At 75.4% G+C, this 13,422-nt stretch carries 12 protein-coding genes; 5 read left to right on the top strand and 7 right to left on the bottom strand.

Features of this window, described 5'->3' with window-relative positions; translation table 11 throughout:
• Positions 1-308: 308 nt before the first annotated feature.
• Positions 309-1,562, bottom strand: a complete 1,254-nt coding sequence (locus ACIA8Q_RS15850) for a pyridoxal-phosphate dependent enzyme (RefSeq protein ID WP_396317315.1) — start codon at positions 1,560-1,562, stop codon at positions 309-311.
• A 160-nt stretch (positions 1,563-1,722) separates the two neighbouring features.
• On the opposite strand from ACIA8Q_RS15850, the gene ACIA8Q_RS15845 reads away from it, so the two are divergent.
• Positions 1,723-2,094, top strand: coding sequence for a hypothetical protein (locus ACIA8Q_RS15845; RefSeq protein ID WP_396317314.1), 372 nt, complete (start codon positions 1,723-1,725; stop codon positions 2,092-2,094).
• 78 nt (positions 2,095-2,172) lie between these two features.
• Here the strand turns inward: ACIA8Q_RS15845 and ACIA8Q_RS15840 are convergent, their stop codons facing one another.
• From ACIA8Q_RS15840 to ACIA8Q_RS15830, 3 genes are all read right to left on the bottom strand, one after another.
• Positions 2,173-4,971 carry a penicillin acylase family protein gene (locus tag ACIA8Q_RS15840; RefSeq protein WP_387899710.1) on the bottom strand — a complete coding sequence of 933 codons (2,799 nt, stop codon included), beginning with the start codon at positions 4,969-4,971 and terminating at the stop codon, positions 2,173-2,175.
• A 143-nt stretch (positions 4,972-5,114) separates the two neighbouring features.
• The gene (locus tag ACIA8Q_RS15835) at positions 5,115-6,101 is read right to left on the bottom strand and encodes an N-acetylglucosamine kinase (protein WP_396317313.1); all 987 of its coding nucleotides are present in this window, start codon (positions 6,099-6,101) and stop codon (positions 5,115-5,117) included.
• Positions 6,102-6,282: 181 nt separating this feature from the next.
• Positions 6,283-7,908 carry an ADP-ribosyltransferase domain-containing protein gene (locus ACIA8Q_RS15830; RefSeq protein WP_396317312.1) on the bottom strand — a complete coding sequence of 542 codons (1,626 nt, stop codon included), beginning with the start codon at positions 7,906-7,908 and terminating at the stop codon, positions 6,283-6,285.
• A gap of 181 nt (positions 7,909-8,089) precedes the next feature.
• Between ACIA8Q_RS15830 and ACIA8Q_RS15825 the strand changes: the two genes are divergently transcribed.
• A complete protein-coding gene (locus tag ACIA8Q_RS15825) occupies positions 8,090-8,761 on the top strand; it encodes a macro domain-containing protein (RefSeq protein ID WP_396317311.1) in 672 nt (223 codons plus the stop codon).
• A 93-nt stretch (positions 8,762-8,854) separates the two neighbouring features.
• Here ACIA8Q_RS15825 and ACIA8Q_RS15820 read toward each other — a convergent pair whose 3' ends face one another.
• The gene (locus tag ACIA8Q_RS15820) at positions 8,855-9,301 is read right to left on the bottom strand and encodes an Lrp/AsnC family transcriptional regulator (RefSeq protein WP_360208518.1); all 447 of its coding nucleotides are present in this window, start codon (positions 9,299-9,301) and stop codon (positions 8,855-8,857) included.
• A 93-nt stretch (positions 9,302-9,394) separates the two neighbouring features.
• Between ACIA8Q_RS15820 and ACIA8Q_RS15815 the strand changes: the two genes are divergently transcribed.
• Both ACIA8Q_RS15815 and ACIA8Q_RS15810 read left to right on the top strand, forming a co-directional pair.
• Positions 9,395-10,321, top strand: coding sequence for an LLM class flavin-dependent oxidoreductase (locus ACIA8Q_RS15815; protein WP_396317310.1), 927 nt, complete (start codon positions 9,395-9,397; stop codon positions 10,319-10,321).
• Entirely contained in the window at positions 10,318-10,755 is a 438-nt protein-coding gene (locus ACIA8Q_RS15810; protein ID WP_360208524.1) for a nucleoside deaminase, read from the top strand. The genes ACIA8Q_RS15815 and ACIA8Q_RS15810 overlap by 4 nt, the downstream gene beginning before the upstream one ends.
• Positions 10,756-10,884: 129 nt before the next feature.
• Here ACIA8Q_RS15810 and ACIA8Q_RS15805 read toward each other — a convergent pair whose 3' ends face one another.
• Positions 10,885-11,670, bottom strand: a complete 786-nt coding sequence (locus ACIA8Q_RS15805; RefSeq protein ID WP_360208527.1) for an SDR family oxidoreductase — start codon at positions 11,668-11,670, stop codon at positions 10,885-10,887.
• A gap of 112 nt (positions 11,671-11,782) precedes the next feature.
• Here ACIA8Q_RS15805 and ACIA8Q_RS15800 point away from each other — a divergent pair, with 112 nt between their 5' ends.
• Positions 11,783-12,418, top strand: a complete 636-nt coding sequence (locus tag ACIA8Q_RS15800) for a TetR/AcrR family transcriptional regulator (protein ID WP_396317309.1) — start codon at positions 11,783-11,785, stop codon at positions 12,416-12,418.
• 111 nt (positions 12,419-12,529) lie between these two features.
• On the opposite strand, the gene ACIA8Q_RS15795 is transcribed toward ACIA8Q_RS15800, so the two are convergent.
• Positions 12,530-13,279, bottom strand: a complete 750-nt coding sequence (locus ACIA8Q_RS15795; RefSeq protein ID WP_396317308.1) for a FadR/GntR family transcriptional regulator — start codon at positions 13,277-13,279, stop codon at positions 12,530-12,532.
• Between the last annotated feature and the right edge of the window lie 143 nt (positions 13,280-13,422).

Below are 13,422 nucleotides of genomic sequence, written 5' to 3'. Positions count from 1 at the left end.
GAGCGGTGACGGGGTGACGGCACACCCCCCGGCCCCTGGGCACGACCGCCGCCCCGGGCCGGCGGCTCAGCCCTGGAGGCGTGGCGACGTCCGACCCCTGCGGCGCCCAACGGGGGCCGGGGGGCCGGTAAATCGGCGAGAGTTCGCTACGACGGCCACACAGCGACCGTACCGGCACCCGGCACCGGGGACCAAGGGGTTTCCGCGGTGCCGGGTGCCGGGTGCCGGGTGCCGGGTGCCTGGTCCCGGTGCCGGACGCCTGGTCCTGGTCCTGGGCCGGATGTCCGCCGCCCGTGCGGGGGCGGCCGTCAGCCGCGGATCCCGGCGGCCTGCAGCCGGCGGTGGACGGCCTCCCACTCGGGGGCGACCGGCTCGGTCCTCCGGGAGCCGACCCCGAGGTCCTTGAAGCCGCTGGACGTCGACACGCAGACCACCGGTCCCTCGATGCCCTCGGCTCCCTCGGCTCCCTCGATTCCCCGGGAGCCGCCCGCCGCCCCGCCCAGGCTGCGCAGCCCGGCGAGCCCGGCCGCCGCGGACAGCTCCGTCCAGAGCCCGGCCCGGGCCAGCTCGCCCTGGGCGGCCGTCAGCTGGGCGTCGTCCAGCACCAGCGCGCGGCCGCCGCTCCCGCGCACCGCGAGCACGCCCCGGTAGCCGCCGACCGGCGCGGCGATCGAGTACGCCCGGCCCGGCGCCACGGCCGTGCGCGCGGCCGGCAGGCCCTGTCGGAGGGCGCTCGCCAGCGGCGCCCCCGAGGCCGACTCGCAGGAGTAGATCCTGGGCACCCGCTCGGCCAGCCCGAGCCGGTGCAGTTCGGCGAACCCCTTCCAGACCCCGAACAGCAGCTCGCCGTAGCCGGTGGGCACGAAGACCGCGCCCGGCACCCCGAGGTCCCGGAAGATCTCGTAGGCGACGGTCTTGTAGCCCTCGGGGCCGTACGCGTGCCCGGTGTGCGTGGTGGTGAGGTTGCTGACCGGGTGCAGACCGAGGCGGTCGACCACCTGGCGCAGCAGCGGCCAGCGCGCCTCCCAGGGCACCGGCAGCACGACTGCGCCGTAGGCGTTCAGGAACGCGTCGACGTTCGGCGGCAGGTCCGGGCCGGTGAGGACCACGCAGCGCAGCCCGGCCCGGGCCGCGTAGGCGGCGGCGGAGGCGCCGTGGTTGCCCGAGGAGGCCACCGCGATCCCGGCCGCGCCGACACCGACGGCGGCGCTGGTGGTGCAGCGGTTCAGCCGGTCCTTGTGGCTCCAGGTCGGGTTGCGGGACTCGTCCTTGACGTACACCCCCGGTTCGAGCTCGACCAGCGGCGTGCCGCCCTCGCCCAGGCCCGGCGCGAGCAGCGGCGGCAGCAGCGGGGCCCACCGCTCCAGGCCGGCGACCTCCGACGGCGCGAACAGCGCCGCCGGGTCCGCCTTCCCGTACGCGTAGTCGACCTCGACCGGGTAGGCGACGTCCGCGGTGCCGGTGCCCGGACAGCCGGCGGTGAGTGGGGGCCACAGGGGGTAGTCGAGGGAAGGGTCGCCGAGGGAACGCTGACCGGTTGCGAGTGATCCGTCTGTCGCCATGTCAGGAGCCTATGTCCTCCCTCCGGGCCGGGTCCGCCGGATTCCCGGCCCCGGCCGGTGCGCGGACCCCGGCCGCCCGCCCGGACCGGGGGAGTGCCGCCGCCCCGCCCGGGGAAGGATCACCGCGAATCGGCAGGCGCAGCACGGACAGGGGGCCGGCGTGGACGGCGACATCGAGGCGATGAGCACCACCGTTCGGGAGGCCCGGGCGAAGATCCGTGAGGACGCCCTGCCCCGGGCCCGGGCACGCCGCGAGGCCGTCGTGCCCGCCGACCAGGCCGCGCTGCTGGCCGAGCTGATCGACCTGGTGGACACGGCGGCGGAGCTGGCCGACGCCGTCCACATGCGGATGACCACTCCCGACGGCCGTACGGCGTACCTGCAGGCCGGCCGGCGGCTCCGGGACCCGCTGGAGCACCTGCACGGCCACCGGCGGCGGTTGACCGCGCAGGCGGGGTCCGGGGCGGGTTCCGAGTCGGGGTCGGGATCGGGGTCGGGATCCGGGGCCGCGGAGGCGTCGAAGCCGTCCTGACGGCCGCCGCCGGTGCCCCACCCGGGTCGGGCGGGGCACCGGCGACGTCCGGGCTCGGCGGCTCGGCGGTGTGGTGGCTCAGCGGTGGGCGGTGAACTGCACCACCTGCTGGTAGGTCGGCCGGTTCTGCCAGGTCGTCCTGACGTCCGTCACCCCGCCCAGCGGACGCTGGATGACGGTGTCGGCGCACCACTGGTCACCGGCCGAGCAGTCGGCGTCGCCCGGGTAGACCTGGGCCGGGGTCTGGGCGGCGGCCCGCTTCAGGGTGTCGAGCAGGACGCCCCGACAGGCCGCGAGGTCGCCCCCGCCGCAGTACGGGCGCGCCAGCGGGCCGGCCACCCGGTCGCCGAGGACGGACCGCAGGTCCTTGTCCAGGTAGCTCCACCAGCCGTACTGGAAGGCCGAACCCTTGTGCGGGATCGACTCGTTGGCGCTCGTCGAGCCGCCGCCGGGGCCGCTCTGCCCGCCGGAGGGCGACTCGTTGATCTGCAGGGCGCCGGTCAGCGCGGTGAACAGCTGGTCGCCGAGGCCGGGGCGCATCGTCCCCTCGGCGAGCAGCGGCCACCAGGCGTCCATGACGCGGATCGCGGTGGCGTCGGCGTAGCTGTGGCTGCCGGCCGAGGTCTCCTTGCGCCGGCCGCCGTCGGCCAGCCACGTCTCCAGCTGCTGCAGCGCGGTGGCGGCCGTCTGGTCGGTGACCGGGGCGCTGCGCAGCACCCGGATCAGGTCGGGCAGCACGTCCTCGGCACGCAGGTCGGTCAGGGCGGCGCCCTCCATGGCCTGGGTGAGGGAGACCCTGCTCGCCTTGCCGCCGCCCTGCAGCAGCGCCCTGACCCGGTCGTCGAGCAGGTTGCCGCGGTGCACCGAGCCGTTGCCGAAGCCGGCCGTGGTGAAGCCGTCGGCCTGCTTGTTGTTCCAGGAGATGTAGTAGTCCTGGTCGACGGACTGTGGGTGCTCGGCGGGCGGGGTGTACCGCGCGGTGTTGGTGACGGGGTCGAAGTCGGTCCACTCGTAGGCCGGTTCGGCGCGCAGCGGCAGGCCCGGGTCGACGCCGGGGGCGCGGACGGGGTTGGTTCCGGAGTTGTAGTAGGCGATGTCGCGGGAGTCGGCGTAGAACCAGTTGAAGGTGTAGTTGATGTCCTGCGCGGCCCGCTGGAAGCCCGCCGCGTCGTGCACGGCGCCGGGGTCGTTGAGCTCCTGGAAGCCGATGATCGAGTCGGCCTCGTGCCGGTAGGTGGAGCGCAGCGAGGTGAAGGCGACGGGCGCGCCGCCGACCGTGCCGCGGGCGGTGACCAGGCCGTACCTGGAGCGGTACATCACCAGGGTGTACGAGCCGGCCGCGGTGGAGTCCGCGGTGGTCGGGCTCCAGGCGTTCTTGCGTTCCAGCCGGTCGAGGGGCACGCACTGGCCGTGCCAGAGGTAGGACTCGGCGGCGGTGGTGACGGGCGAGCCGTCGGTGGTGCAGAGCGGCACGGCGTAGGTGTCGGTGATGTCCTGCCCGGCGGAGGTGGCGCTCCAGGCGTAGTCCTGGCCGCGGCCGAGCTGGACGTAGAAGCTCAGGCCGGCGAAGGCGGCGCCGCGCGCGCTGATGCCGGGGCCCTGGATCTCCTCCAGCATGAGCAGCTGCGGGGCGAAGTAGCCGGTCTGCGGTCCGAACACGGCGACGGGGTGGCCGTCGTCGGTGTGGGCGCCGGAGACCAGCAGGGCGTTGGACATGCCGTGCCGGGCGCTGAGCAGGTTGCCGGGCAGCAGGCCCGGTGCCGCGGTGGCGGCGGTGCCGGCCGAGCCGGTGGCGTCGTAGACCATCCGCTCGGGCACCACCGAGCCCGGGTCGGGCGGCGCCTCGCCCTGCGGGCTGTCGGGCACCGTGGCGTAGGGGAAGCGCTGGCCGTCGTGCAGGGTCTCGACGGCCTCGGGGTCGTCGGCCTCGCGCAGCGACTTCCAGACGGCGTCCCCGGCGTCCTTGCCGTAACGGGCCTCGGCGGCCGACTTGACCTGCGCGGAGGCGAGTTCGCCGCCGCCGCCGGAGCCGAACAGCGCGCCCACCACGGAGGCGAGGGCCACCAGGTCGGTCAGCTTGAACGGTTCGATGGACCCGGCGTTGGTGATCGGGTCGATGTGCCCGGTCAGGTCGTACTCGCCGGGGAAGATGCGGCCGTTGTAGGCCTCCCGGACGTACTGGTTGATCCCGTCGAGGTAGGCGGTGGCGTCGGCGAGGGCCTGGGCGGCCCGGCCGCCGCGGGACGCGAGCGCGTCGATCTGCTGCTGGAGCTCGGCCTCGGTGTACGGGGCGGCCTGCCAGAAGCTCTGCTCCAGCTGGCGGTTGGCGGCGGCGCCGCCCGCGAAGCCGGACAGCTGGCCGCGGCCGACGTGCCGGAACAGGTCCATCACCCAGAGCCGGTCCTGGGCCGCCGCGTAGCCGGCCCCGAACTCGGTGCCGTAGCGGGTGGTGCCGCTGATGTGCGGGACGCCGGTCGCCTTGTCGCGCACGATGGTGACGTCGCCGCGGGGGCTGGCGGTGCTCGCCACCTGGTCGGCGGGGACGCCGAAGGAGGCGTCGTTGAAGAAGTCGCGCAGCTTGGCGTCGGTGAGCCCGGGGTAGCCGGCGGCGAGGCCCGCGTACGGGCCGAGCTGGTCGTCGGTGTGGGCGGGGCGGCTGCCGAACACCCGGTTGAGCAGGATCTCGGCGAGGGTGGCGTTGCCGTTCTCGCCGGGCGGCAGGATGTCGGTGCAGCGGCCGCCGCAGTAGTCGGCCGCTGCGGCCGGCGCGGGGGCAGGGGCGGCCGCGGTGGGGGTGGTGGTCAGGGCGGCGGTGACGAGAAGGGCCGACGCGAGGGCGGCGGCCGGGAACCGGAGGGGGTGGGGGCGTGGGCGCAAGGCGTGCTCCTCCGTCGAAGTCACGGGGAGTCGACGGTAGGGGTGCTACTGACCGGTTGGCTAGTGGCGTGCATGCCATTTCCGCTGGGGCGCCGTGGAGTTGACGGCTCGGGGGTGATGGCCTGGGGGCGGATGAGGCGCTGTCAGCGGTCGCCGGGCGAGGGGTCGCCGGGCGAGCGGCTGTCGGGCGAGGGGCCGTCGGGCGCCGCGTCGCGGCTGAGCGGGTCGTCGTCGAGCGGGTCGTGCGCGGCCGGGCGGTGGGCGGCGTGGCGGGCGGACAGTCGGGCGGCGGCGGTGGCCGGGTCGGTGCGGGGGAGCCGGGGGTGCAGGTCGGCGAGCAGGACGAGGAGCCGCTCACGGACCGGGCCGGCGGAGGTGGCGACCGCGCCGGCGAGGACCAGGGGCTCCTCCGGCACGGCGGTGACACGGGCCAGGGCGGCCAGGTGGCCGGCGGCGGTGTGCGCGATCGCGAGGGCGGGTCCGTCGCCCTCTTCCGCCAGCCGGGAGACCAGCGGGGCGAGGGCGGCGAGGCGCCGGGGCGGGCCCTGGTAGGCCCAGCGCAGCAGGTCGTCGGGGGAGTCGGCGGCGCAGTGGGCGCGCACGGCGGCACCCAGCGGGCCGGCCGGGTCCGCGTGGGCGTGCCGGAGCGCCTCGCGGCCGAGCCAGAAGCCGCCGCCCTCGTCGCCGAGCAGCCAGCCCAGCCCGCCGGCGCGGGCGATCGTGCGGGTGCCCGCCAGCCGGGCGCAGACCGTGCCGGTGCCGGCGATCAGCACGGTGCCGTGCCCGTCGGTGACGCCGCCGCAGGCGAGGGCCGGCACGGTGTCCGGGACGAGTCGCACCGGGCAGCCGAGGCGCAGGGCGGCCCGGCAGCGCTCCGCGAACCGCTCGGGATCCGGCAGGGCCCGGTACCCGGCGAGCCCGACCAGGCAGGAGCCGACCAGCCGGGGATCCCGCCCGTCCAGGGCGCCGGCGGCGGCCGCGCCGAGGTGGGCGAGCACGTCGCCCGGGCGCTGCCCGGCCGGGTTCGCGCCGGGGCCCTCGCCGCGCCCCCGCAGGGCGCCGTCGGCGTCGAGGAGGACGGCGCCGGTCCTGCTGCCGCCCGCGTCCAGTCCGAGGTGGAAGGTGCTCACGGGGCGCCTCCGGGAGGGCGGTCCGCCGCCCGGGGCGGCTCGTGCGCGGCAGGGGTGCGGGCCGGGGTCCGCGGGTCGGGAGTCGCGGTTCGCGGTCCGGGGGGAAGCGTACCCGTCGGCGCCCCGCCGCCCCGGACGCGCGCCGCCCCGCCGCCCCGCCCGACCGCCCCGGGTCCGTCGGTCAGGACACCAGGGTCTGCTCCGCCAGCTCGGTGAGCGTGACGGTGCACAGACCGCCGCGCTCCGTCCGGACGTCCGTCACCTCCAACTGGGTGCCCGGGAGCAGGATGAACTCCTCCTCGCCGGTGAAGGCGGAGAAGTCCTGGATGCCGGTGGCCCGGGCGGGGCGCACCTCGAACAGCGTCCGCTTGCCGCGGCTGCCGAGGAAGGCCTGCGCCACGCCCAGCTTGGAGGTGCAGGAGGAGACGCCCCACCACGTCACCGTCCGCCCCAGCGGGTACTGCGCCCGGAGGTCCAGCGGGACGCCGCGCCAGAGCGGCTCGGTGCGGACGGGCAGCTGGGACACCGCCGCGAACAGCAGCCGCAGGTACGGCAGGTAGGGCACCAGGCGGGAGCGGTCGGGGGAGCGCAGGACGGCGTTGATCTCCCGGTAGAACGCCGACTCGCAGGTGTAGAGGTAGAGCGCGGCGATCGCGTCGGCGGACAGCCCGCCGGCGGCGGCCGGTGCGCCGTCGGCCCGGCGCTTGCCGAACTCGTGCGAGAGCGTGACGTGCCGGTCCAGCCCGCGCAGCAACCGGGCGACCGGCTCGACGGCCTCCCGGAAGTCCATCAGCGGGGTGTCGAACACGCCGGTGATCGCGGGCAGGACGAGGCCCTCGTCCTTGACGCTCGCGAGCCGCTCCAGGTACAGCTGGTGCAGCTCCATGGTGGAGGCGATGAACGCGCCCATCCGCTCGGCGACGTCGCCGTCGGCCGGGCCCTGCCCGTCGGCGTGCCGGTTCCACCCGGTGCTCGGGAGCCAGTCGACCTCCTCGGCGCCCAGCGAGGCGAGGGCCTCGTTGACCGTCGCGAAGTGCGCGCCGTCGCAGAAGACGTCGCCCTGCGCCGCGGGGTTGGGGTGGTCGATGTGCCGGACCTCGACGCCCGGGTACTTCTTCTGGAGCCGGAGCACCACGTTCTTCAGGCTGCGGGCGTGCGCCCCCCACCACGCGAAGACGACGCCGCGGTCCTCCTCGTCGGCGTCCTGCTTGGCGCGCAGGATCTCCTCGACGATCCGTTCGGCGACGGGCCGCCAGAACGCGGTGTGCCGCTCCGGCCCCAGGGCGCCGTCGCTGCTGGCGGTCAGGGCGGCGTTCAGCAGCAGCACGCCCTGGGTGAGCATCGCCTGGAACCACTCCGGCGGCTGGACCGTCTCCTTCTCCTTCAGCAGCGCCCGGACGTCGGCGATCGGTGTCTTCTTGGGTATGCCGTACTTCCACATCGCCGCCGCCTTGATGATGCAGCGGATGCTGACGACCCGGCCGAACTGGCTGTCCTTCCAGTCGTGGAAGGTGTTGTCGAACATGGCGATGCCGGTGGCGCTCTCCGGCCGCGGGTAGGGGTTCTGCCCGAAGACGACGACCTTCCACTTGTGCGGCGCGTGGGGCTTCAGCGCCTGGAAGGTCAGCTCGCGGACGGGCACGACGTCCGGGCCGCGCCCCGGGCCGATGAACGCGGCGGCGTCGGGCCGGGCCTCGATGACCGGCTTCAGCAGCGGCAGCCAGGGCTCGCCGCCGCCCGCGAAGAGTTCGGCGAGGGCCAGCGGGTCGGTCGGGTCGGACGGGGTGGTGGCGTTGGCTTCGCTCATGGGGCGGCACTCCGGGACGTCGGCTCGTTCGTGATGGCCCGTCAGGCACCGGGCGGGCCCCTGGCGGACACCCCCATTCCTACCTGCGGGGTGTGACAGCCCGTGGTCCGCGGATTGTCAGAGGTGGGCGCTAGCGTCGTGGTCAGTCGAGGCCGTACGCCGATGGGAGTGGAGCATGAGCATGGACGACACGCGGTCCCCGCTGAGGGTGGTGCTGGCCGACGTCAACGCGTCGGTGGTGGAGGCCTGGAGGGCGGCGTTCGGCGACGTCCCCGGGGTCGAGGTCCGGGTGGGTTCGATCCTCGACGAGCACGTCGACGCCTGGGTCAGCCCCACCAATGCGCGCGGCCGGATGGACGGCGGGGTCGACGCGGTGATCAGGCGTCACCTCGGCGCCGGCATCCAGTTGCGCGTGCAGCGGGCGATCCGGGACGAGGCCGCGGGGGCGCTCCCGGTGGGCAGTGCGGTCTGCGTCCCCTCCGGCGCGACCAACCCGCGCTTCCTGATCTCGGCGCCGACGATGGCCGGGTCCTCGCAGAACGTGAGCGAGACGCTGAACGTGGCCCTCGCCTGCGCCGCCGCCTTCCAGGCCGTCCACCGGCAGAACGCGGCGGCGCCGGGCAGCATCCGGTCCGTGGCCCTGGTCGGCATGGGCGCGCGGACGGGCCGGGTGCCGGCCCGGGTGTGCGCCAACCTGATGTGGACGGGCTACACCCTGTTCAACGACCACCGCTTCGAGGACTACGACGACCTGCGGGCCACCGTCCTCGCCCAGCTCGACGACCTCGAGAGCGCGCCCGTGACGCAGCGCGTCCGGATATCCCCGCCGGCCCGCGGCACCGGCCGGCGCTGACCCGGGCGAGTGCCGGGACGGGTGGGCCCGCCGGCGGGTCGGGGTGCCCGGCCGCTCCGTCGGGCCGGGCCGGACAGGAGCGCCGGTGGGCCGTCACGGCCGGCCGGGGCCGCGGCCGGGCAGCGTCTGGCTGTACACGACGCTGGTGGTCGTGCTGCCGAAGCCGGCCAGCTCGTCCACGAGCACCTCGAGGTGCTCCATGGAGGTCGCGGCCACCTTCAGCGTGTAGCAGTCGTCCCCGGTGGTGCGCAGGCACTCCAGGATCTCCCGCCGCTCGGCGAGCAGCCGGCGCAGCGGCTGGTGGCGGTTGCCCGGGTACTTCAGCCGGACGACGGCGAGCACGGGGTAGCCGACCTTGGCCAGGTCCACCACGGCTCGGTAGCCGCTGATGACGCCCAGCGACTCCAGGGTGCGCACCCGTTCCGTGGTGGCGGAGGGGCTGAGCCTCACCCGCCGCCCCAGCTCGCTCAGGGAGATCCTGGCCTCCTGCTGCAGCTGCTCGATGATCGCCCAGTCGACGTCGTCAAGATTCACGGCCATCCGGCCACCCTACCGGGAGATCCACGGCAGCGGGCCGCCACAACCGGGAAGTCTCCGTTCCCTGCCCCATGATCGCCGGGATAGCCTCGGGGCATGCAACTTGGCGTCAACGTACCGAACTTCGGGCCCGGGACGGATCCGGGCGTGCTGCGGGAGTGGGCGCGGACGGCGGAGGGGCTGGGCCTCGACCTGCTCATGGTGTCGGACCACGTGGCCGTCACCGGGGACGTCGCCGCGCGCTACCCGGAGCCGTTCTACGAGCCGTTCACCACGCTGTCCTGGCTGGCCGGCCTCACCACCCGGCTGCGGCTGGGCACGACGGTGCTGGTGCTGCCCTACCGGCACCCGCTGCTGGTGGCCCGGATGGCCGCCGGCCTCGACCGGCTGAGCGGCGGTCGCTTCGTCCTCGGGGTGGGCGTCGGCTGGGCGCGCCAGGAGTTCGAGGCGCTGGGCGTCCCGTTCACCGAGCGCGGCAGGCTGACCGACGAGTACCTGGGCGTCCTGCGGGAGGCCTGGCACCCGGCCCCGGCGGCCGGTGCCCCGGCACTCCCGGGCGCGGACGGCCCGCCCACCGACGGCCAGCCCGCGGACGGCCGGCCGACCGACGACCCGCCCACCGACGACCGGCCCACGGACGGCCGGCCGACCGGATCCGCGGTGCCCGTCTGGGTGGGCGGCCACAGTGCGGCGGCGCTCCGGCGCGCCGCCCGGTTCGGCGACGCCTGGCACCCGCTGCGCCTCCCGATGGCCCGGATGCGGGAGGTCCTGGCGCAGCACGAGCTGCCTGGCTTCGCGCCCCGGATCGCGCTGCGGCTGACCGCCGCGCCGGTGGGCGACCCCGACCGCCCGGCCGGCGTCGGCACACTCGACCAGGTCCTGGAGGACCTCGACGGGCTCCGCAGCCTCGGCGCGGGCACCGTGGTGCTCGACCCGTACCACGGCGATCCGGAGGAGACCCGCAGCCCGCAGACCGCCTGGCGGGACCTCGCCGCCGTGGCCACCCACTGGAGGACACCGTGATCACCCCCGCCGACGAACCCCTGCTGCGCCGCGCCGTCGCGATCGCGGCCGAGGCCGTGACCCTGGGCGACGCCCCCTACGGTTCCCTGCTGGCCGGTCCGGACGGCACGGTCCTCGTCGAGGCGCACAACACCGTCCGCCGCGACGACGACATCACGGCCCACCCCGAGCTGAAGCTGGCCCGCTGGGCGGCCCGTGAGCTCGCCCCCGACGAGGCCGCCCGCACCACCATGTACACCAGCTGCCAACCCTGCTCCATGTGCGCCGGCGCCATCGTCCGCTCCGGCCTCGGCCGGGTGGTCTTCGCCCTCTCCACCGACCAGCTCGTCGACCTCAACCCGGGGTCGGGCGCCTGGCCGACCGTCCCGCAGGACGGCCCGGCGCTGTTCGACGAGGCCCGCGCCCCGATCGCCGCCTACTACGGCTCGGCCTGACGCGGCCGCCCGGGTGGCGCGCCCGTCCGCCCGACGCGGCCACCCGGGTCGGCGGGGCCGCGCCCCCGCCCGCTCGGGCTGCTCCCGGCAGTTCTCGGCAGCCCCGGCTGCTCAGGCAGCCCCGGCCGCTCAGGCCGCAGCGCTCGGCCGGGTGACGCGTTCTGCGACGGCGACGGTGGCGCGGCGCGGCAGCAGGCGCGGCGCCAGCGTGCCGAGCCGGTTGACCAGCCCGTCGACGACCGTGGGCCGGCCCCTGCGCAGCGCGGCCAGGGTGGTCGTGACGACCTGCTCGGGCCGACGGCGGACGCCGACCGCGGCCTCCTCGCCCGCCACGTCGAAGAACGGCGTGTCGGTGGCTCCCGGGCAGACGGCGAGCGCCCGCACACCGCTGCCGCGCAGTTCGTTCGCCAGTGCCTCGGTGAAGGAGAGCACGTACGCCTTGGTGGCGCCGTAGACGGCCATCCGGGGGATCGGCTGGAAGGCGGCCGTGCTGGCGATGTTGACGACGGCGCCGTGTCCGCGGTCGACCATGCCGGGCAGCAGCCGGGCGGTCAGGTCGGTGAGCGTGAGGCAGTTGAGCTGGACCTGCTCGGCCATCCGGGACGGGTCGGTCTCGGCGACGGCGCCGAAGGTGGCGAAGCCGGCGTTGTTGACGAGGATGTCGACGGTCGCGCCGAGTGCCTCGACCCGCTGCTGGAGTTCGGCGGCGGCGCCGGGCCGGGCGAGGTCGAGCGGGACGACGTGCACGGTGGTGCCGTGCGCCGCGGTCAGCTCCTGCTGCAGGCCGCGCAGCTTGTCCTCGCTGCGGGCGACCACGACGAGGTCGGAGCCACGGGCGGCCAGTTCGCGGGCGAACGCGGCCCCGATACCGGTGGACGCTCCGGTGATCAGGGTGGTCTTGCGGGCGAAGTCCATGACGCTCCTCGTCTCGGCAGGCGCGGGGTCGGGTGCCCCGGTCGGCGCCGCAGCTCAATGTAGTCAGTGCCAACAAAGTAGTCAACGACTACATTCCCGTATGCTGATGCCCATGCGAACGGGCCGCTACCACCACGGAGACCTCCGCGCCGCACTGCTGGAGCGCGCCGAGCAGACGCTGCGCGAGCAGGGCGTCGACGCGCTCTCACTGCGCGAGCTCGCCCGCGCCCTCGACGTCAGCCACGCCGCGCCCAGCCGCCACTTCAAGGACAAGCGCGCCCTCCTCGACGCCCTCGCGCTCACCGGCATCCAGCGGATGACCGCCGCCGGTCGCAGCCGCCTGGCCGGGAGCGGCGAGGGTTTCCGGGACCGGATGTTCGCCTTCGCCCGGTCGTACGTCGACTTCGCCGCCGCGCACCCCGCCCTCCTGGAACTCACCTTCGCGCGCAAGCACGACGTCGCCGTCGCGGACGAACTCCGGCTCGCCTGGGGGCCGTTGGAGGAGGACATCCACGCGGTCATCGCCCAGGGGCAGCGCGAGGGCGAGCTGAGGGCGGGCAGTGCCGACCGGATCTTTAACGTGCTCTACACAGCGGTGCACGGCGTCGCCGCCCAGGCGGCCTCCGGACAGCTCTCCGGGCCGGCCCTCGACCAGGTCTTCGACGACCTCCTCACCCACCTGCTGCGCGGCCTGCGGCCCGCCGCCGGGGACGAACCCCTGGCCGGGCCCGCGGCGCCGACCTGCTGAAGCCCGGCCCCGCGAAGTCGGGCAGCCTGGCACCACGAAGCCCGGCCCCGCCGAAGCCCGAACCGCCGAAGCCGCCCGTCGCGGGCCCGACAGTGCTCCACGTGGCGTGATCTAGCCCAGGAAGCCCCGGAGCAGGGCGGCCGTGGCGGCGAGGTGTTCCTCGGTGGCGCGCCGGGCCGCTTCGCCGTCGCCGTCGAGGATCGCCCGGACCATCGCCCGGTGCTGCTCGGCGGCGTGCTCGATGTTGCGCTCCAGCACCGGGATGGCGTTCAGCAGGTCGTTGAGGCGCATCCGGGCCTGCGCGATGCCCGCGGCCAGGGTGGGGGAGCCGGTGAGCTCGCCGACGGCGAGGTGGAAGCGCGAGTCGAGCTGGCGGTACCGCTCGGCGGGGGCGCCCTCCAGGTCGGCGAGCCGGCTCTCCAGGTCGGCGCGCTGCTCCGGGGTGAGGGTGCGGCGGGCGGCGGCCTCGGCGGCGCCGCTCTCCAGCACCAGGCGGTAGGTGAGCGCGTCCTCCAGGTCGTCGCCGAGGTCGCGGACGGCGCGGCGCAGCTCGGCGACGTCCGGCTCGGGCATCCGGTAGGTGACGAAGGTGCCGCCGTAGCGGCCGCGGCGGGACTCGGTGCAGCCCGCGAGCTGCAGGGTGCGGAGCGCCTCGCGCAGGGTCTCGCGGCTGACGCCGAGCCGGGCGGCGAGGTCCCGTTCGGCGGGGAGCCGGTCGCCGTGGCCGAAGACGCCCAGCTTGATGGCCTGCAGCAGCCGTTCGACGGTCTCCTCGAAGGCGTTGCCGGTCCGCACCGGGCGGAAGATCGCCCCGGCCTGCCAGTCCTGGCGGGCCCGCTCGCGTGCCTCGTCGACGTCCACGCCGGAATCGTACCTACGGTCGGGTTCCGGGACTCATCCCCTTTCCGCTCTTGACGCGGCCCGGGCCGAGCCGGAACGATGCTGATCACCCACCCCAATGGTCTGGTTCCGGACCATTGGAAGAGCCGTCCGACCGTCTAACC

The sequence above is a fragment of the Kitasatospora sp. NPDC051705 genome (assembly GCF_044453265.1).
Taxonomy (GTDB): Bacteria; Actinomycetota; Actinomycetes; order Streptomycetales; family Streptomycetaceae; genus Kitasatospora.
This window is presented reverse-complemented; position numbering and strand designations above follow the sequence as displayed.

What these genes read in the sequence shown, in the direction of transcription:
- ACIA8Q_RS15820 (WP_360208518.1), bottom strand. Translation starts at nt 9,301, where the DNA reads ATGGCCGTGAATCTTGACGACGTCGACTGGGCGATCATCGAGCAGCTG.
- ACIA8Q_RS15800 (WP_396317309.1), top strand. Translation starts at nt 11,783, where the DNA reads ATGCGAACGGGCCGCTACCACCACGGAGACCTCCGCGCCGCACTGCTG.
- ACIA8Q_RS15815 (WP_396317310.1), top strand. Translation starts at nt 9,395, where the DNA reads ATGCAACTTGGCGTCAACGTACCGAACTTCGGGCCCGGGACGGATCCG.
- ACIA8Q_RS15825 (WP_396317311.1), top strand. Translation starts at nt 8,090, where the DNA reads ATGGACGACACGCGGTCCCCGCTGAGGGTGGTGCTGGCCGACGTCAAC.
- ACIA8Q_RS15850 (WP_396317315.1), bottom strand. Translation starts at nt 1,562, where the DNA reads ATGGCGACAGACGGATCACTCGCAACCGGTCAGCGTTCCCTCGGCGAC.
- ACIA8Q_RS15805 (WP_360208527.1), bottom strand. Translation starts at nt 11,670, where the DNA reads ATGGACTTCGCCCGCAAGACCACCCTGATCACCGGAGCGTCCACCGGT.
- ACIA8Q_RS15830 (WP_396317312.1), bottom strand. Translation starts at nt 7,908, where the DNA reads ATGAGCGAAGCCAACGCCACCACCCCGTCCGACCCGACCGACCCGCTG.